Origin of the sequence: Amycolatopsis albispora, from assembly GCF_003312875.1 — a bacterium.
Taxonomy (GTDB): Bacteria; Actinomycetota; Actinomycetes; order Mycobacteriales; family Pseudonocardiaceae; genus Amycolatopsis; species Amycolatopsis albispora.
On record NZ_CP015163.1, the window covers coordinates 5,091,280 to 5,110,001 of the forward strand.

17 protein-coding genes are annotated in these 18,722 nt (G+C 70.7%); 6 read left to right on the plus strand and 11 right to left on the minus strand.

Translation table 11 applies throughout. From position 1 onward, the window contains the following. Nucleotides 1-52: 52 nt before the first annotated feature. Entirely contained in the window at nucleotides 53-859 is an 807-nt protein-coding gene (locus A4R43_RS23925; protein WP_113694386.1) for an MBL fold metallo-hydrolase, read from the plus strand. Between the two features lie 94 nt (nucleotides 860-953). Here the strand turns inward: A4R43_RS23925 and A4R43_RS23930 are convergent, their stop codons facing one another. Next, the gene (locus tag A4R43_RS23930) at nucleotides 954-1,433 is read right to left on the minus strand and encodes an Lrp/AsnC family transcriptional regulator (RefSeq protein WP_113694387.1); all 480 of its coding nucleotides are present in this window, start codon (nucleotides 1,431-1,433) and stop codon (nucleotides 954-956) included. Nucleotides 1,434-1,552: 119 nt separating this feature from the next. Here A4R43_RS23930 and hppD point away from each other — a divergent pair, with 119 nt between their 5' ends. Continuing rightward, entirely contained in the window at nucleotides 1,553-2,752 is a 1,200-nt protein-coding gene (gene hppD / locus A4R43_RS23935; RefSeq protein WP_113694388.1) for a 4-hydroxyphenylpyruvate dioxygenase, read from the plus strand. 54 nt (nucleotides 2,753-2,806) lie between these two features. Here hppD and ilvA read toward each other — a convergent pair whose 3' ends face one another. Further along, nucleotides 2,807-4,009 carry a threonine ammonia-lyase gene (ilvA, locus tag A4R43_RS23940; protein ID WP_113694389.1) on the minus strand — a complete coding sequence of 401 codons (1,203 nt, stop codon included), beginning with the start codon at nucleotides 4,007-4,009 and terminating at the stop codon, nucleotides 2,807-2,809. A gap of 97 nt (nucleotides 4,010-4,106) precedes the next feature. Between ilvA and A4R43_RS23945 the strand changes: the two genes are divergently transcribed. Continuing rightward, nucleotides 4,107-4,355 (plus strand): hypothetical protein, encoded by a 249-nt coding sequence (locus tag A4R43_RS23945; RefSeq protein ID WP_113694390.1) that lies wholly within the window; start codon nucleotides 4,107-4,109, stop codon nucleotides 4,353-4,355. Here A4R43_RS23945 and A4R43_RS23950 read toward each other — a convergent pair. From A4R43_RS23950 to A4R43_RS23980, 6 genes are all read right to left on the minus strand, one after another. Continuing rightward, nucleotides 4,352-5,509 carry a cystathionine gamma-synthase gene (locus tag A4R43_RS23950; protein ID WP_113694391.1) on the minus strand — a complete coding sequence of 386 codons (1,158 nt, stop codon included), beginning with the start codon at nucleotides 5,507-5,509 and terminating at the stop codon, nucleotides 4,352-4,354. The genes A4R43_RS23945 and A4R43_RS23950 overlap by 4 nt on opposite strands. A gap of 103 nt (nucleotides 5,510-5,612) precedes the next feature. Further along, nucleotides 5,613-6,173 carry a hypothetical protein gene (locus A4R43_RS23955; RefSeq protein WP_113694392.1) on the minus strand — a complete coding sequence of 187 codons (561 nt, stop codon included), beginning with the start codon at nucleotides 6,171-6,173 and terminating at the stop codon, nucleotides 5,613-5,615. A gap of 16 nt (nucleotides 6,174-6,189) precedes the next feature. Continuing rightward, on the minus strand, nucleotides 6,190-6,663 hold the full coding sequence (locus A4R43_RS23960; protein ID WP_113694393.1) for a hypothetical protein: 474 nt from the start codon (nucleotides 6,661-6,663) through the stop codon (nucleotides 6,190-6,192). Nucleotide 6,664: 1 nt separating this feature from the next. Continuing rightward, entirely contained in the window at nucleotides 6,665-7,234 is a 570-nt protein-coding gene (locus tag A4R43_RS23965) for a hypothetical protein (RefSeq protein ID WP_113694394.1), read from the minus strand. Nucleotides 7,235-7,348: 114 nt separating this feature from the next. Beyond that, nucleotides 7,349-8,674: a hypothetical protein gene (locus A4R43_RS42870; RefSeq protein WP_162788575.1), complete on the minus strand. Its 1,326-nt coding sequence runs from the start codon at nucleotides 8,672-8,674 to the stop codon at nucleotides 7,349-7,351. A 118-nt stretch (nucleotides 8,675-8,792) separates the two neighbouring features. Beyond that, the gene (locus A4R43_RS23980; protein WP_113694397.1) at nucleotides 8,793-10,163 is read right to left on the minus strand and encodes a cystathionine beta-synthase; all 1,371 of its coding nucleotides are present in this window, start codon (nucleotides 10,161-10,163) and stop codon (nucleotides 8,793-8,795) included. 136 nt (nucleotides 10,164-10,299) lie between these two features. Between A4R43_RS23980 and A4R43_RS23985 the strand changes: the two genes are divergently transcribed. Continuing rightward, nucleotides 10,300-11,520: an acetyl-CoA C-acetyltransferase gene (locus A4R43_RS23985; protein WP_113694398.1), complete on the plus strand. Its 1,221-nt coding sequence runs from the start codon at nucleotides 10,300-10,302 to the stop codon at nucleotides 11,518-11,520. 40 nt (nucleotides 11,521-11,560) lie between these two features. Here the strand turns inward: A4R43_RS23985 and A4R43_RS23990 are convergent, their stop codons facing one another. Continuing rightward, nucleotides 11,561-12,838 (minus strand): YeeE/YedE family protein, encoded by a 1,278-nt coding sequence (locus A4R43_RS23990; RefSeq protein WP_113694399.1) that lies wholly within the window; start codon nucleotides 12,836-12,838, stop codon nucleotides 11,561-11,563. Between the two features lie 660 nt (nucleotides 12,839-13,498). Then, complete coding sequence (locus tag A4R43_RS23995) at nucleotides 13,499-14,317, minus strand: Bax inhibitor-1/YccA family protein (RefSeq protein ID WP_113694400.1); 819 nt, start codon at nucleotides 14,315-14,317, stop codon at nucleotides 13,499-13,501. 191 nt (nucleotides 14,318-14,508) lie between these two features. On the opposite strand from A4R43_RS23995, the gene A4R43_RS24000 reads away from it, so the two are divergent. Next, nucleotides 14,509-16,503: an SDR family oxidoreductase gene (locus A4R43_RS24000; RefSeq protein WP_113694401.1), complete on the plus strand. Its 1,995-nt coding sequence runs from the start codon at nucleotides 14,509-14,511 to the stop codon at nucleotides 16,501-16,503. Nucleotides 16,504-16,551: 48 nt separating this feature from the next. Next, nucleotides 16,552-17,631 carry a coiled-coil domain-containing protein gene (locus A4R43_RS24005; protein ID WP_162788576.1) on the plus strand — a complete coding sequence of 360 codons (1,080 nt, stop codon included), beginning with the start codon at nucleotides 16,552-16,554 and terminating at the stop codon, nucleotides 17,629-17,631. Here the strand turns inward: A4R43_RS24005 and A4R43_RS24010 are convergent. Then, nucleotides 17,594-18,679, minus strand: a complete 1,086-nt coding sequence (locus A4R43_RS24010) for an alkene reductase (protein ID WP_113694403.1) — start codon at nucleotides 18,677-18,679, stop codon at nucleotides 17,594-17,596. The two genes, A4R43_RS24005 and A4R43_RS24010, sit on opposite strands and share 38 nt — an antisense overlap. Nucleotides 18,680-18,722 lie beyond the last annotated feature (43 nt).

Below are 18,722 nucleotides of genomic sequence, written 5' to 3' on the forward strand. Positions count from 1 at the left end.
CCGGGCGCGCATGTATCCGGTTAGCTGAAAGCCAAAGCTTTGGGAGGCAGTTTTGAGCGACTTACCTATTTGCGGGACCTGCGGGACCCAGTACGCGACGCCACAGACGGAATGCCAGATCTGCGAGGACGAGCGCCAGTACGTCCCCCAATCCGGCCAGACCTGGACCAGCCTCGCCAAGATGCGCGCCAGCGGTGACTATTCGGCACGCATCGAACACCCGGGCGAAGGCCTGATCGAAATCGGCACCGAGCCCCGGTTCGGCATCGGCCAGCGGGCGCTGCTGGTCCAGGCCGCCTCGGGCAACCTGCTCTGGGACTGCGTCACCTATCTCGACGACGAAATCGTCGCGGCGGTCGAGGCGGCCGGTGGCATCACCGGCATCGCCATCAGCCACCCGCACTACTACGGCACCATGGTCGAGTGGGCGAAGGCCTTCAACGTGCCGATCCACCTGCACGAGAAGGACAAGGAGTGGATCGGCCGCACCGACGACGCGATCGAGCTGTGGAGCGGTGAGTCCAAGCAGCTCGCCGACGACCTGACGCTGATCAACCTCGGCGTGCACTTCCCCGGCAGCACCGTGCTCCACTGGCGCGACGGCGCCGCCGGCCAGGGCGCGCTGCTCACCGGCGACATCGTGCAGGTCATCCCGGACCGCAAGTTCGTCGGCTTCATGTACAGCTACCCGAACCTGATCCCGGAGCGGCCGAGCATCGTCAAGCACGCCGCCGAGATCCTGGAGCCGTACCGGTTCGACAAGCTGCACGGCGCCTGGTGGAACTCCTCCATCAACGCCGACGCGCACGGCATCGTGCAGCGCTCCGCGAAGCGCTACCTCGAGCACGCCCGCGACTGATTCCCCGGTTGCGACCCCGGCAACTGTCACGAATGTGGCTTTCGAGACGTCTGGCGTCTCGAAAGCCACATTCGTGACATCCCCGGGGGCGATCTCAGGCCTGCCGCGCGGTGCGTTCCAGCAGGGGGCGCACCCGCGGCGGCACCGGCGTGGACAGCGCGATCGAGGTGGAGGTCCGCAGCACGTCCGGCACGCCGACCACCTCGTCGATCACGCGCTGCAGGTCGTCGTTGTCCCTGGCCACCATGCGCACGAACAGGTCGCCCTGGCCGGTGGTGGCGTGCACCTCGCACACCTCGTCGATCGCGGCCAGCGCCGCCGCCACCTCGGCGCGGCGGCCCTGCGCGATCTCCAGCCAGGCGAACGCGGTCAGCCCGTAGCCCATCGCGGCCAGGTCCAGTTCCGGCGGGAAGCCGCCGAGCACGCCCTTCGCGGCCAGGCGGTCCAGCCGGGCCTGCACGGTGCCGCGGGCCACCCCCAGCCGCCGCGCGCATTCGAGCACACCCAGCCGCGGCGCGTCGGTGAGCAGCAGGAGCAGGCGCGCGTCCAGCTCGTCGACAGCTTCTTCGGACATACGTGATCTCCTGCACAGGTTGTCCACTCTGACCGGCGAGTTCCCGGGTTCCTTGAGCATACTGCCCAGTGAATTCGAGGACTGTTGCTCATCTTGCCCGGCAGGCCGATCCTCAAGGCATGACGCACACACTCGACCCACAAGGCGCACTCGACGACGTCAGCTATGACCAGCTGCGTCAGCTCGTCGGCCTCGTCGACCACGACGCGTCGGCCGACCCGTTCCCGGTGAAGGCCATGGACGCCGTGGTCTTCATCTCCGGCAACGCCACGCAGACCGCGTGGTTCTACCAGGTGGCCTTCGGCATGCGGCTGGTCGCCTACTCGGGTCCCGAGACCGGGCACCCCGAGCGCAAGTCGTTCGTGCTGAAGTCCGGTTCGGCGCGGTTCGTCATCAACGGCGGGGTCAAGCCGGACTCGCCGCTGCTCGACCACCACCGCCGCCACGGCGACGGCGTCACCGACCTCGCGCTCGAGGTCACCGACGTGGACAAGTGCGTGGAGCACGCCCGCGCGCAGGGCGCGACGGTGCTCGAGGAGCCCTACGAGATCTCCGACGAGCACGGCACCGTGCGCATCGCGTCGATCGCGACCTACGGCGAGACCCGCCACTCGCTGATCGACCGCTCCCGCTACACCGGGCCCTACCTGCCCGGGTACGTGGCGCGCGAAAGCACCGTCAAGCGGCCGGAAGGCGCGCCGAAGCGGCTGTTCCAGGCGATCGACCACTGCGTCGGCAACGTCGAGCTGGGCAAGATGGACTACTGGGTGGACTGGTACCACCGCGTGATGGGCTTCGTGAACATGGCGGAGTTCGTCGGCGACGACATCGCCACCGAGTACTCGGCGCTGATGAGCAAGGTGGTCTCCAACGGCAACCACCGGGTCAAGTTCCCGCTCAACGAGCCGGCGATCGCGAAGAAGAAGTCGCAGATCGACGAGTACCTGGAGTTCTACGGCGGCGCGGGCTGCCAGCACATCGCGCTGGCCACCAACGACATCGTCGGCACCGTGGTGGCCATGCGCGCGGCGGGCGTGGAGTTCCTGGACACGCCGGACTCGTACTACGACGACCCGGAGCTGCGGGCGCGGATCGGTGAGGTGCGCGTGCCCATCGAAACGCTGAAGGAGCACCGGATCCTGGTCGACCGCGACGAGGACGGCTACCTGCTGCAGATCTTCACCAAGCCGATCGGCGACCGGCCGACGGTGTTCTACGAGCTGATCGAGCGCCACGGCTCGCTGGGCTTCGGCAAGGGCAACTTCAAGGCCCTGTTCGAAGCCATCGAGCGGGAGCAGGAACGCCGCGGCAACCTCTGACCCACCCTCGCGAAAAGGGGCACCGCCGGTACTCGGCGGTGCCCCTTTTCCGTGCTACATCACGGTGTAGCCCGCGCGCTGCAGTTCGGTGGCGACCTCGGTGCAGTGCTCCGGCCCCCGCGTCTCCAGGTTCAGCGAGACCTCGACCTCGCCCAGCCGCAGCGCGCCCGAGATGCGCGAGTGCTCCACGTCCACCACGTTCGCGCCCAGCCCGCTCACCTTCGACAGCACGCCGGCCAGTGAACCCGGCCGGTCCGGCACCCGCAGCCGCAGCTTCAGGTACCGCCCGCCCGCGGTCATGCCGTGCTGGATGATCTGCAGCAACAGCAGCGGATCGACGTTCCCGCCGGACAGCACGGCCACGATCGGCGGTTCGAAGACACCCGGGTGCTGCAACAACGCGGCCACCGCCGCCGCACCGGCCGGCTCGACCACCAGCTTCCGGCGTTCCAGGCACAGCAGCACCGCGCGCGACAGCGACTCCTCGGTCACCGTCACCACGTCGTCCACCATCTGGGACACGTGCGCGTAGCTGACCGGCCCCGGCTCACCGACCGCGATCCCGTCGGCCATCGTGCTCAGCTCGGTCAGCCGCACCGGCGCGCCCGCCGCGAGCGAAGGCGGGTACGCGGCCGCGTTCTCGGCCTGCACGCCGACCACCTTGACCTCCGGGCGCAGGGCCTTCACCGCCGAGGCGACGCCGCCGACCAGTCCCCCGCCGCCGGTGGCGACCAGGATGGTGGCCACGCCGGGCACCTGTTCGAGCACCTCCAGCCCGACGGTGCCCTGCCCGGCGATGACGTCCGGGTGGTCGAACGGGTGGATGAACACCGCGCCGGTCTGCTCGGCGAACGCGATGGCCTCGGCCAGTGTTTCCTCCAGCACCGCGCCGTGCAGGTGCACGTCGGCGCCGTATCCCCTGGTCGCGGCCAGTTTCGGCAGCGGGACGCGTTCGGGCATGAACACGGTGGACTTCGCGCCGAGCAGCGCGGCGGCCAGCGCCACGCCCTGCGCGTGGTTGCCCGCGCTCGCCGCGACGACACCGCGGGCGCGTTCCTCCTCGCTCAGCCCGTGGATCCGGGTGTACGCGCCGCGGATCTTGAACGACCCGGTGCGCTGGAGGTTCTCGCACTTGAGGTGGACGGGACCGCCGTGGAGCCGGCGCAGGTCACGCGCGTGCTCCATCGGGGTCTTGCGGACCACGCCGGCCAACAGGGTTCGGGCCGCCTGGATCCGGTCGAGACTGACCAGTTGCATGCCTGGGGATCATGCCAGCTTCAGCGGCTTCGGCGGAGTACGCGGGCCGGACCAGGTACCCTGAACTCGTCACCGGTTTTCCACAGGGAGTGAAAGCATGTCACGGGTGTCCACCGCGGGCCGGTCGGTCGGCGTGCTGCCCCTGATCGCCGGCGTCGCCTCGGCCATCGCGCTCACCGGCGCGGCCTTCTACACCGTGGAGGCGGCCAGCTGCGGGGATCCCGGCCAGTACATCCGCCACGACGACCACCTCGAGCTGGTCGGTGGCTGCGTGGACGGCAGCTCGCTGCCGCACTCCCCGGAGAAAACGGGCAACGAGGCCGTCCCGCAGAACTACCGCCCCTAGCCGAGCGCCTTCAGCAGGTCGTCCAGCAGGTCGCGGCTGTCTTCGATGCCGACCGACAGGCGCAGCAGCTCGGCCGGTACCTGCAGGGTCGAACCGGCCACGCTGGCGTGCGTCATGCGGCCGGGGTGCTCGATCAGCGACTCGATGCCGCCGAGGGACTCGGCGAGGATGAACAGCTCGGTCCGCGCGGCGGTGTCCAGCGCGGCCTGCTCACCGTCGGCGTGGGTGAACGAAACCATGCCGCCGAACCGGCGCATCTGCTTCGCCGCGATCTCGTGGCCAGGGTGCCCGGGCAGGCCCGGGTAGTAGACCTTGGCCACCTTCGGGTGCGCGACCAGCGCGTTCGCGATCAGCTCGGCGTTGTCGCAGTGCCGCTCCATCCGCACCGCGAGCGTCTTCAGGCCGCGCAGGGTGAGGAAGGCGTCGAACGGGCCGGGCACCGCGCCCGCGGTGTTCCGCAAGAAAAAGAGCTGCTCGCGCAGCTCGTCCTCGCTGGTGATGACCGCGCCGCCGACCACATCCGAATGGCCGCCCAGGTACTTCGTCGTCGAGTGCAGCACCACGTCGGCGCCGAGCGACAGCGGGTTCTGCAGGTACGGGGTGGCGAAGGTGTTGTCCACCGCCAGCCGCGCGCCCGCCGAGTGCGCCAGGCCGGACAGCGCGGCGATGTCGGCGATGCCGAGCAGCGGGTTGGTCGGCGACTCGCACCAGATCAGCTTGGTCTCGGGGCGGATCGCGGCCCGCACCTCGTCCAGGTCGGACAGGTGGGCCACCGAGTACTCCACGCCCCAGTGCGCGAGCACCTTGTCGATCAGCCGGAAGGTGCCGCCGTAGGCGTCGTCACCGAGGACCAGGTGGTCGCCGGGGCGGAGCAGGGTGCGCAGCACGGCGTCGGTGGCGGCCATGCCGGAGGCGAAGGCGAGGCCGTGACGGCCGCCTTCCAGGGAGGCCAGCGCCTGCTCGAGCGCGGTGCGCGTGGGGTTGGCGGTACGCGAGTACTCGTAGTCGCCCTCGCGGGTACCGCCCACGCCGTCCTGGGCGTAGGTCGAGGTCTGGTAAATCGGCACGATGACCGCACCGGTTCGCGGATCGGGTTCCTGGCCCGCGTGGATCGCGCGCGTTTCGAACCCGAACCTGAAGACGTCGTCAACCATGATCCCAGGGTACGACGAACGGGCGACCGTCCCGTCAGGTGGGACGGACCTCACGGGACTGGACGCGGCAGCACCCGAGCCGGATACTGCCGCGCCCGGTGGCTCAGCCCTGCCGCAGGTACCGTCCGGTCGGCGGAACGGCGGCGAGCACCAGCGTGGCGATCGCGGGCAGGGCCACGATGACCGCCATGCCCATGGTGCCGCCGACCACCGCGCCACTGGCCCCGACCTCGGAGGCGACGATCGAGGTGTTCACGATGGCCAGCACGCTGGACACCAGCGCCAGCGCGCACCCGGCGATCACCATCCACCGGCCGGCCGGCTTCTTCACGAAGATCAGGATGCCGCCGACGAGCAGCAGCACGGCCTCGACGCCGATCAGCCCGATGCCGATCATGCTGATCACCGGGAGCTCACCGCCGAAGTCGGCCAGCACGACGATGGTGCTGATGGCGGAGAACAGTCCCCACAGCGCGCCGAGCACGGCCAGCACGCCCGCGGTGATCGCGGTGCCGCCGCTGGGCTTCGGCTGCATGGCACCCGGGTACGCGGGCGGCGCGGCCGGGTACGGCTGCGCGGGGTAGCCGCCCGAGTTCGGGTACTGCGCCGGTTGCCCGCCGGTGCCGGGGTACTGCTGGTACTGCGGTTGGTTCGGTTGTGTCACTTGTCTAACTCCCCATTCACCGGGCGGGTGGCTCCATCGGTCGGTCAGCGTAGCTGGCCGGTCGGACAGAATCCGGCGAATCGGCGTCCTCGTGCACCCATCGTTCGGTCGCGGGCACCATGACCAGGCCCAACGTCACGATCGCGGGCACGATGGTGATGATCAGCACCGCCCCGGCCATGGCGAAACCGGCGCCCGCGGCGCTGTCGGTCAGCCCGGTGAGCCCGCCCAGGATGACCAGCAGGTAACTCAGCAGGGCCGCGCACACCCCGGCGATCACCATCAGCCGCCCGTACGGACGCCGCCGCAGCAGCTTCACCGAGCCCGGCAGCAGCAACGCGGCCACCGCCAGGTTGAACCCGACCCCGACCACCACCTGGAACCAGCCCGCCTCGGTGGTGACCAGCGAGGTTGCCGCCGCGACCAGGCCGAACAGGTGCCACAGGCCGCCGAGCAGCGCCAGCACCCCGGCGGCGACCGCGGTCTTCACCTCACCAGCCCTGTTGCGGCGGGTATCCCTGCGGCGGGCCGTAGATCGGCTGCGCCTGCGGTTTGTGGCCGAGGTACCGGAAGGTGGCCGGCAGCACGGCGAGGATCAGCGTGAGCGGCGCGAGCACCATGATCATGAACCGCAGGATGGCCTCGGACTGCGCGAATTCGAACACCGCCTCGTAGTGGCGGCCGTAGAGGCGGTCCCAGAGCGTCGGCTCGATGAACACCGCCACCGCGCCGAGCAGCGAGGAGAACAGCAGCAGGATCGCGCCCGCGGTGGCGCGGAAGAACGTGATCAGCGCGCCGACCAGGCCGAACAACGCGCAGGCGGCGAGCATGCCGTAGTAGGTGAGCACCCCGCCGGGCAGGTCGTCGAGGCCGATCGCGACCGGCATGTCGATGAACAGCTCGGCGATGGTGAGGTAACCCGCCGTCCCGGCGAGCACCAAGCCGAGCACCGCCGCGATGATCGCGGTGGCCCCGCTCGGACGGCGTTGCGGCGCGGGATAGCCCTGCTGCGCGGGGTAACCGGGGCCCGGCTGTGCCTGATATCCGTACGGGTTCGTCACGGGCTTCTCCCAGGTGGCTCGCGAGTCCTCAGGCAGCCACCCTAGCGGGCCGGACCCGAAAAAAGGTGCCCTCGGCGCAACGGCCGAGGGCACCCTCATCGAGCTGTTATCCGGTCACCACTGCTGCGGGGGCTGCTGCCCCGGCGGCGGCGGGAAACCACCGGGCGGCGGGGGCTGCTGCCCCGGCTGCCCGAACGCGGGCGGCTGGCCGTGCTGGCCCTGCTGCCCCGGCTGGCCCTGCTGCGGGAACCCACCGCTGGGCGGCCCCTGCGGCTGGCCGAAGCCACCGCTCGGCGGACCCTGCGGCGGCTGGCCGAACCCGCCACTCGGCGGGCCCTGGGGCGGGAAGCCACCCGGACCACCCGGAGGCGGGCCGAAGGCACCACCGGGAGGCGGGCCACCGAAGCCACCGGGACCACCGGGGCCACCCTGACCGGGACCACCGAAGGCGGACCCGCTCTCGATGCCGACCCACGGCTGGGTCTGCGGGAAGAAGCCGAGCACACCGGCACCAGCCGTGAGCAGGCCGACGAAGAGGCTGAAAATCATGCCGCCGGCGAAAGCGGCCATCACGGCCGTGATGATGGTGAAGAGGATCAACGCACCACCGGATGCGGCCAGCACGTACCTCGAGATCGGCTTGCGCATGAAGATCAGAGCCGCACCGGCCACCGCACCGGCGAGTGCGATAAGCACGAGCACCGCCATGATGACATCCACCGCGTCGTAGAGCGGCGAATCAGCCCAGGTGATGACAACGATCAAGCACAAGATCAGCGACAGGCCGGCGAGACCGGCGATGGCGCCGGCGATGATCATCGAGATCATCTTGTTGTTGTCACTGCCCCCGCTGGGCGGCGGGCCGTACCCGGGCTGGCCGAAGCCACCGGGCTGGCCGGGCGGCGGCCCGAAGCCACCACCGGGCGGCGGGCCGAACCCACCGGGTCCACCAGGTCCGCCGGGCCCACCGGGCCCGCCCTGGGGCTGGCCGAAGCCGCCGGGACCACCGGGGCCGCCGGGCTGCTGGCCCTGGCCGGGGTCGAACCCGCCGGGCCCGCCGAAGCCGCCGCCGGGCTGGCCGAAGGTGGCGTTCGGGTTGTCCGCCGCGCTGGGCGGCGGGGCGTACGGAATGGCGGGCGGCGGCTGCGAACCGGGGGGCACCAGCTGGGTGGAGTCCGCACCGGGCTCACCGCCACCCTGCACCGGGTTCACCACCTGGGTGGCACCGGCGTCACCGGGCTTGGCCGGCTGGACCACCTGCGTCGGCTCGGGGGTGTCGCCGAACTGGCCGCCCCCGGCCGGGGGCTGGCCCGGCTGCACGACCTGGGTCGGCTCGGCCTGGCCGAACGGGTTTTCCTGTTGCGGGTTGGGACCACTCGGCGGGCCTTGAGACGGCTGCCCGCCGCCCCAAGGCTGGTCCGGTGGCTGCGGAGCACTCATGTGGGTCTTGAACCCCCTTGACGAGGACCTGGGCTATTCACTCAACTCGCGCACACGCTATCTGATGGTGGGGTGGAGTGCGCGTAACGCCCCGGCCCCGCCACACGATGGAATTCTTCTACCTCCCGGCGAGGAACGCGAGGAGATCCTGCCTGGTCACGACCCCGGCCGGCTTGCCGTCGACGAGCACCAGCGCGCCGTCGGCCGCGGTCAGCGCCTTCATCGCCGAGCCGACCGGCTCCCCCGCGCCCATCGTGGGCAGCGGCGGGGACATGTGCGTCTCCAGCCGGTCGGCCAGCCCGGCCTTGCCGGTGAACAACGCGTCGAGCAGGTCGCGCTCGTTGACCGCGCCCACCACCTCGGCCGCCATCACCGGCGGTTCCGCGCTGACCACCGGCATCTGGCTGACGCCGAACTCGCGCAGGATGGCCACCGCCTCGCCGACGGTCTCGTTGGGGTGGCTGTGCACCAGGTCCGGCAGCGAACCGTCCTTGCGCCGCAGCACGTCACCGACGGTGGCGCCGGTCGAGTCCGGGGGCAGGAAGCCGTAGGAGGCCATCCACGAGTCGTTGAACACCTTGGTCAGGTAGCCGCGGCCGCTGTCGGGCAGCAGCACCACGATCACGTCGTCCTCGGTGCCGCGTTCGGCGAGCTTCAGCGCGGCGGCCACGGCCATCCCGCACGAGCCGCCGACCAGCAGGCCCTCCTCGCGGGCCAGGCGGCGGGTGACGTGGAAGGAGTCGGCGTCGGAGATCGGGATGATCTCGTCGGCGACCGACCGGTCATAGGTTTCCGGCCAGAAGTCCTCGCCGACGCCCTCGACCAGGTACGGCCGTCCGCTGCCGCCCGAGTACACCGAGCCCTCGGGGTCCGCGCCGACCACCTTGACCTTGCCGTCGCTGACCTCCTTGAGGTAGCGCCCGGTGCCGGAGATGGTGCCGCCCGTGCCGACCCCGGCGACGAAGTGGGTGATCCGGCCGTCGGTCTGCCGCCACAGCTCCGGGCCGGTCGAGTGGTAGTGGCTGGCCGGGTTCTCCGGGTTGGCGTACTGGTTCGGCTTCCAGGCGCCCTCGATCTCGCCGACCAGGCGGTCCGAGACGTTGTAGTAGGACTCGGGGTGCTCCGGCGCGACGGCGGTCGGGCAGACCACCACCTCGGCGCCGTAGGCCTTGAGCACGTTGCGCTTGTCCTCGCTGACCTTGTCCGGGCAGACGAACACGCACTTGTAGCCCTTGCGCTGGGCGACCATGGCCAGCCCGACGCCGGTGTTGCCCGAGGTCGGCTCGACGATCGTGCCGCCGGGCTTCAGCTCGCCCGAGCGCTCGGCCGCCTCCACCATGCGCAGCGCGATGCGGTCCTTCACGCTCCCGCCGGGGTTGACGTACTCGACCTTCGCCAGCACCAGCGGCTTGAGGCCGTCGGCCAGCGCGTTCAGCTTCACCAGCGGCGTGTTGCCCACCAGATCGACGATGTGTTCGGCGTACTCCACTCCGGCTCCCTGTTCCGCGAAAAGGCGCGCCCGGTCGGGGCGCGCTTACACCCTAACCGGCCGCGGGGCTTGCCCTGCGGCGCCGAGCGTGGAGGATGGGTGAGCGCCCGCTTAGTTGACTCGAAGGAGAACCACCATGCCCGAAGCCGTGATCGTGTCCGCCGCGCGTTCCCCGATCGGGCGTGCCAACAAGGGGTCGCTGGTCAGCATGCGCCCCGACGACCTGGCCGTGCAGATGGTGCGTGCCGCGCTGGACAAGGTGCCGCAGCTCGACCCCGCGGCGATCGACGACCTGATGCTCGGCTGCGGCCTGCCCGGCGGTGAGTCCGGCTTCAACATGGGCCGCGCGGTGGCCGTCGAGCTGGGTTACGACCACCTGCCCGGCTGCACCGTCACCCGCTACTGCTCGTCGAGCCTGCAGACCACCCGGATGGCGCTGCACGCGATCAAGGCGGGCGAGGGCGACGTGTTCATTTCCGCCGGGGTGGAGACCGTCTCGCGGTTCTCCAAGGGCAGTTCGGACTCGTGGCCGGACACGCACAACCCGCTGTTCGCCGAGGCCGAGCAGCGCACGAAGGAGACCGCCGAGCAGGGCGCGGACAGCTGGACCGACCCGAGGGAGAACGGGCAGCTGCCCGACGTCTACATCGCGATGGGCCAGACCGCGGAGAACCTGGCGCGGCTGAAGAACGTCTCCCGCGAGGAGATGGACGAGTTCGGCGTCCGGTCGCAGAACCTGGCGGAGAAGGCGATCGCCGACGGGTTCTGGGCCAAGGACATCACGCCGGTGACGCTGCCCGACGGCACGGTGGTGGCCAAGGACGACGGGCCGCGCGCCGGAGTCACGCTGGAGGGCGTGTCCGGGCTGAAGCCGGTGTTCCGGCCGGACGGCCGGGTCACCGCGGGCAACTGCTGCCCGCTCAACGACGGTGCCGCGGCGCTGGTGGTGATGTCCGACACGAAGGCCAAGGAACTCGGGATCACGCCGCTGGCGCGCGTGGTGTCCACCGGGGTTTCCGGGCTGTCGCCGGAAATCATGGGCTACGGGCCGGTCGAGGCTTCGCGTCAGGCGCTCGCGCGGGCCGGGCTGTCCATCGGGGACATCGACCTGGTGGAGATCAACGAGGCGTTCGCCGCGCAGGTCATCCCGTCGTACCAGGATCTCGGGATCGATCTGGAGAAGCTGAACGTCAACGGCGGCGCGATCGCGGTCGGGCACCCGTTCGGCATGACCGGGGCGCGCATCACCTCGACGCTGATCAACTCGCTGCAGCACCACGACAAGCAGTTCGGCCTGGAGACCATGTGCGTCGGTGGCGGGCAGGGCATGGCGATGGTGCTGGAGCGCCTGTCCTGAGCCGTACCGGGTGCGCGGGCCCCCGCGCACCCGGGTCCGGTCAGCAGATGCTGTCCGACGGCTTCGGGTTGCCGAGGCCGAACAGCGGGCGCAGCTTGAGCCCGATCCAGGTGCCGCCGAGCGCGAACAGGCCCCACAGCCAGCCGTGCAGGCTGCCCACGGAGATGCCGCCGAGATAGGCGCCGATGTTGCAGCCGCCCGCCAGCCGCGCGCCGATGCCCATCAGGACGCCGCCGAGCACCGCGGCCACCGCGGTGCGCCACGGGATCTGGCTGTGGATCTTCCACGCCCCGGCCGCCGCGGCGGCGATCGCGGCGCCGATCATGATGCCCACGTTGGTCAGCGTGGTCTTGTCCGTCCACACAGGACTCGCGAGTGCCTTGGCGTTGCTCGTGCTCTGCCAGAACTCCCAGGCCTCCGGGTGCAGGCCGAACAGCTGCAGCACCTTCGCGCCCCACAGCGCGAAGGCGAAGGTGACGCCCCAGATCCCGCCGGACACCAGGAAAACCGCGCCGGCGAGCACGCCGAGCACCACCGCGCCGACCAGGATCGGCCACGAGCCGCGCAGGATCCTGGCGAAGCCGCTGGCGGTCGGCACCACGTCCACCGGCGGCGGGTTCCGGCGTGCCTGCACGAGCTTGGTCACGTAGACGATGGCGACCAGCACGGCGATGGTGATCAGCCAGGAGCCGAACCAGCCGACGTGGTCGGCCAGCAGCACGCCCGGCAGCGACGGCCAGCCGTCGAAGAGCGGGAAAGCCCAGGTGTAGAGCACGGAACCGGCGATGAAGCCGCCGAGCGTGAGCACGATCGTCGACTGCCCGGAGCCGACCGCGAACAGCGTGCCTGACGCGCAGGCGCCGCCCAGCTGCATGCCGATCGCGAAGAGCACCGCCCCGGCGAACAGGGCCAGGCCGATCGGGCCGCCGGTGGCCTTGGGCACCGAGCCGAACAGCCCGGAGCCGGTGGACACGATGAGCGCGATCAGCGTGGCCGCGGTGCCGAGGAGCAGGGTGTGGGCGCGGAGGCCCTGGCCGTTGCCGACGGCGATCAGCTGGCGCCAGGCCGAGGTGAAGCCGAAGCGGGAGTGGAACAGGGCCAGCCCGAGGCCGAGCCCGAGTGCGAGGAGGACGCCGTTTTTGGCGCCGTAGGAGGCCCAGACGTACCAGGTCAGCCCCACCGCGAGCAGCCCGGCGACGGCCAGCGGCACCACCCGGACCGGCTCCTCGGGCCGCGGCGCGGGGGCGGCGCAGGAGGTCGGGAAGGCGGGGAGGAACTTCGGCTCGGACTTGGACTCGGTCTTGGACGCGGCCACCATGACTCCAGGCGATCATCGGGCGGAACGCACCGAAGGTAGGTGGCGGGCACACCCCGTCGCACCCCATCCCACAGAGTGCGACGCACCCTTACGGCCGCACCCGCACCGCCGAACGCAAGCAGCGCCGCACGCCCCGCTCGGCGCCGCACGCCCCTCGGCGCCGCACGCCCCGCTCGGCGCCGCACGCCGCCGCCGACGCATTCCCCTCGCCCGCACCCACACCGCCGACGCACGGCCCTCCCCGCACCCACACCGCCGACGTATGCCCTTCGCCGCACCCACGCCGCTGACCCATGCCCCTTCCCGCGCCGCACCTCGATCCCGACGCGCGCCCCGAGACGAATACGGCCCTCGGCAGGAGACCGGCGCAGCCCCCGTCGCGCGCGCCGGTGGGCGACGGGCGAGCGAAATCCGCCCCCAAAGCCACATTCGTGTCCCGCCAGCGCCCCCAAAGCCACATTCGTGTCCGGCGGGGCGGAGGCCCGGCCCGTGGGCCGCGGCTGGGCACTCCCCCGCCCCTCCCCGCGCCGCCGACTGTCACGAATGTGGCTTTCGGGACGCCAAACGTCTCGAAAGCCACATTCGTGACACCTCCGCGCACAAAAAGGGGCGGCACCCGGCCCAAGGCCGGATGCCGCCCCTTCCACCAAATCCGGAGCGCTAGTCGCTCTGCAGGTACGAGAGCAGCCGCAGGATCTCCAGGTACAGCCAGACCAGCGTGGTCATCAGGCCGAACGCCGCGAACCACGCCCACTTCGACGGCATGCCCTCGCGGATCATCCGGTCGGCCTGGTCGAAGTCCAGCAGGAAGCTGAACGCCGCGATGCCGATCACCACCAGGCTGAAGATGATCGCGATCGGCCCGCCGTCGCGCAGCGGGTTGAAGCCGAAGAAGCTGGTCACCAGGTTGACCAGCATCAGGATCGCGGCGCCGACGACGGCCCCGATGATCCACTTGGTCAGCTTGGGGGTGACCTTCACCGCGCCGGTCTTGTAGACCACCAGCATGGTGACGAACACACCGGCGGTGCCGATGATGGCCTGCAGCGCGATGCCCGGGTAGAGCATCTCGAACAGCCCGGAGATCGCACCGAGGAACACACCTTCGGCGGCCGAGTAGGCCAGCGTCAGCGGCCCGCTCGGCTTCTGCTTGAAGATGATGACCAGCGAAATCACGAGGCCGACCAGCATGCCGCCGATCATCACCCCGAGAATCGGGCCCATCGCGTTGGCCGCGGCCTGGCCCTGTGCCCAGATCGCGGCGATGATGCCGGTGATGAGCGCTACGCCGAGGCTCATCCCGGTCTTGATGACGACGTCGTCGACGGTCATGGGCCGGTCGGCGGAGCCGGCCGGAGCCTGCGGCGGGCCGTAGCCGGGCACGCCACCCTGCGGCTGGCCGAAGCCCATGTTCGGCCCGTACTGGGTTCCGTTGCCCACGGGCAAGCGCCGGAACGCGGGGTTGCTGCTGGAACGCACCTGATCCTCCTGGATCTACTGGCACCTTGCATCGGGTATAACGACCGCGCGTGCCGGCCGGTTCCCGTCGGGTAAAGACAACTTTACTCATACCGGCGAGTGCCGGTGCACCACACACTAGGGACCGTTGATCACGGTTGTACCCGCACCGCGGTGGCACAATGCACGTCCGGCGAACTTCTGGAGGAAAAATGGCGACCTTCCTGGTGACCGGGGCGACCGGGCTGATCGGCCGCCACTTCACGAGCCGCCTGCTCACCCGCGAGGAAGTCGACTCGGTCACGCTGGTGGTCCGCGAATCCTCCCGCGCCAGGCTGTCCGCCCTCGTCGACGGCTGGCCGCATCCCGAACGGGTGAAACTGGTCACCGGCGACCTCACCGAACCGCTGCTCGGCCTGGACGAGGCCACCCGTGACGAGCTGCGCGGCCAGGTCGACCACGTCATGCACCTCGCCGCGCTCTACGACCTCACCGCCGACGACGAGGAGAGCATCCGCGCCAACGTCGAGGGCACCGCGCAGGTCCTGGCCCTGTCCGCCGACCTGCGGGCGGGCCGCCTGCACCACGTGTCGTCGGTGGCCGTGGCCGGTGACTACCAGGGCGTGTTCACCGAGGAGATGTTCGACGCGGGCCAGCGCCTGCCGACCCCGTACCACCGCACCAAGTTCGAGGCCGAGCGCCTGGTCCGCGAGCAGCACGAGGTGCCGTACCGGATCTACCGCCCGGCCGCGGTGGTCGGCCACTCGCGCACCGGCGAGATGGACAAGATCGACGGCCCGTACTACGTCTTCCCCGCCATCTCGCGGCTCACCTCGCTGCCGAGCCTGCCGCTGGTCGGCCCGGACATCGGCGACACCAACCTGGTCCCGGTCGACTACGTGGCCGACGCGCTGGTCGCGCTCAGCCTCAAGCCCGGCCTGGACGGGCAGGTCTTCCACCTGGTCAACCCGGAACCGCAGCCGGTCACCGACGTCTACAACGCCTTCGCCAAGGCCGCGGGCGCGCCGACGATCAGCACCGAGCTGGACGAGCGGCTCTCGCGCGGGGTGCTCAAGCTGATCAGGTTCAGCGAGAACATCCCCGGGGTCTCGATCGCGCGCGACGCGGTGCTGGAACGGCTCGGCATCCCGCCGGTGCTGCTGGACACGATGACCTTCCCGTCGGTGTTCTCCTCGGCGAGCACGCGCAAGGCGCTGGCCGGGTCCGGCGTGGAGGTGCCGCGGCTGGACGACTACGCGCCCGCGCTGTGGCGGTACTGGCGCGAGCACCTCGACCCGTTCCGCGCGCGCAAGCACGGCCCGCGCGGTGAGCTGGACGGCCGCCGCGTGATCATCACCGGCGCGTCGTCGGGCATCGGCCGGGCGACCGCGCTCAAGGTGGCCGAGCAGGGCGGGGTGCCGCTGCTGGTGGCGCGGCGGCAGCACGAACTCGAGGAGGTCCGCGACGAGATCATCGCCGCCGGCGGGCACGCCTCGGTGTACCCGGCGGACCTGACCGACGAGGAGTCGGTGCACAAGGCGGTCGACGCCATGCTCGCCGAGCACGGCCGCATCGACATGCTGGTGAACAACGCGGGCCGGTCGATCCGGCGCTCGATCAAGCTGTCCTACGACCGCTTCCACGACTACGAGCGCGCGATGGCGATCAACTACTTCGGCGCGGTCCGGCTCATCCTCGCCGTGCTGCCGCACATGTCGGAGCGCAAGTTCGGGCACATCGTGAACGTGTCCTCGATCGGCGTGCAGGGCATCGCGCCGCGGTTCTCCGCGTACGCCGCGTCGAAGGCCGCGCTCGACTACTTCTCGCGCATCGCCGCCACCGAGACCCACGGCGACGGCATCACCTTCACCACCATCCACATGCCGCTGGTGCGCACGCCGATGATCCGGCCGACCAAGATCTACGACGCGTTCCCGACAAAATCACCCGATCAGGCGGCGGAGATGGTGCTCAAGGCGCTCAAGGAGCGGCCGAAGCACATCGGCACGCCGATCGGCCAGGCCATCGGGCTGGCCTACACGCTCACCCCCGGGCTCACCGATGCCGTGGCGTACCAGGGCTTCCGCATCTTCCCGGACTCGACGGCGGCCGGCGGCGAGGGCGGGCTCAAGATCGGCCGTGGCGAACGTCACCTGTCGAAGGCGGCCACCGCACTCGCGAAATTGACCAAGGGATTCCACTGGTAGGGCAGGTCGAACGCGGACGCGGTCCCGGGCGCGGGTAACGTCGAGGCCATGGCTGGAAGTGCTGGACGGTCCTCCGAACGCGAAACCGGATTCCTCCCCCTCCGTCGGGAATACGGGCAGGCGTGGCACGGGTTCGATCGCAGCCAGGTGCTGCAGTACCTGGACCACGTCGAGGCCCAGGTGCGCCGGATCATGGCCGATCGCGATTCGGCCATGGCGCAGGCCAGCACGCTGTCCAGGGAACTGGAGAACGCCCGGCGGGAGATCAGCAACCTGCACGCGCGGGTCGAGGAGCTGAAGAAGCCGCCGGAGCGGCTCGAGGACCTCGACGAGCGCATGCAGCGCACGGTCAAGCTCGCCCAGATGCGGGCCGAGGAGATCACCCAGCGCGCGAAGGTGGCCGCCGAGAACCACTGGACGGCGACCACCGAAGCCGCGGACAAGCTGCGTGACCGCTACACCAAGCTGCTGGCCGAAGTGGACAAGCAGGCCGACGCGATCCAGCGCGAGCAGCGTGCCGCGCTCGACGCCACGCGGGCCGAGGTGCAGCGCCTGACCGTGGACGCCACCCGCCACCGCGAGCGGCTCGACATCGAGGCCGAGCGCAAGCGCCGTTCGCTGGAGATGGAGTTCGACGCCAAGCACGCCGCGGACCACGCCGCGCTGGAGAAGCACGTCGCCGACCAGCGCGCGGCGAGCAAGCAGCAGGCCGAGCGCCGGCTGGCCGAGGCGACGGCGGAGGCCAAGCGCCGGGTGGACGAAGCCACCGCCGAGGCCAAGCGCCTGGTCGACGAGGCCACCAGGGACGCCGAGCGCCGCACCACCGACGCCACCACCAAGGTCAACAAGCTCTCCGAGCTCCAGCAGCAGGCGCTCGCCCGGCTGCGTGCCGCGGACGAGGTGCTCAGCCGCAACGCCGAAGCGCTCGACCCGCTGGAGGACGAGGCGGACGAGTCGATCACCGCGCCGGCCGACGCGGAGAAGGCCGCCGCTGCCGAGTCGAAGGACGAGGACAAGAAGCCGTCGCCCAACGGAAACGGCAGCGGCAGCGGCAGCGGCAGTGGCAGCGGCAATGGCGGTGGCAACGGCGTCAAGCCGGAACCGGAGAAGGCCAGCGCGTCGTCGTGACCGCCGGGAAGTCCACGTAACCCTTCAGCGCCGAGCCGTAGTGGAGCTGCTTGTCCACCTGGACCAGTGGCGCGCCGGTGGCGAACCGGGCCGGTAGGTCCGGGTTGCCGATGAACAACCGGCCGAACGCGATCACGTCGGCCAGCCCGGCCTCGAGCAGCCGTTCCGCGTCCTCGCGGCCGGACGGCGGGCCCTGGTGCAGGTTGCCGACGAGCAGCCCTGGCCAGTGCGGCCGCACCTCCGGGAACACCTTCTCGTCGGTGCCGACCACGTGCAGGTACGCGAGCCCGAGCCGGGTGAACTCGCCCAGCAGCTCGCGGTAGAGCGCCGGCCAGTCCTTCTCGACCAGGTCGTTCTCCGGGTTGCCCGGCGAGATCCGGTAACCGACGCGGTCGGCGCCGACGGCCGCGACCACGGCCTCGGTGACCTCCAGCGGGTACCGGATCTTCTCGCGGTAGCGGTCGGTGCGCAGGTTCGTGTTGTCGGCGAGGAACTCGTGCAGCAGGTAACCGTTCGCGCCGTGGATCTCGACACCGTCGAACCCGGCGTCGATCGCGTTGCGCGCGGCGGTCGCGAAGTCCTCGACGAGCCGCTCCAGCTCGGCGGTGCTCAGCGCGCGCGGAGTGGTCGTCCCGGTCCAGCCGCCCTTGACGTAGACCCGGCCTTCGGCACGCACGGCCGAGGGCGCGACGGTCTGCTCGCCGATCAGCGACGGGTGGCTGACCCGGCCGGCGTGCCACAGCTGGGCGAAGACACGCCCGCCCGCCGCGTGCACCGCGGTGGTCACCTCACGCCAGGCGGCGACCTGCTCGGCGGTCGCGATCCCGGGCACGCCGGGGGTGCTCTTGCCGGTGCGCACCGGCCAGATCCCCTCGGTGACGATCAGCCCGGCGCTCGCGCGCTGGGCGTAGTACAGGCTGGTCAGCGGGTGCGGGACGCCGGTGTCGTCGTCGGCGCGGCCGCGGGTCATCGGCGCCATCGCGACGCGGTTCGGGAGCGAGAGCGAGCCGTCCCGGTAGGGGCGGAGCAGCGGGCTTTCGGTAGGCATGCGGCGAAGCTAAACCCTCACACTGGCGTGAGGGTCAAGCTAA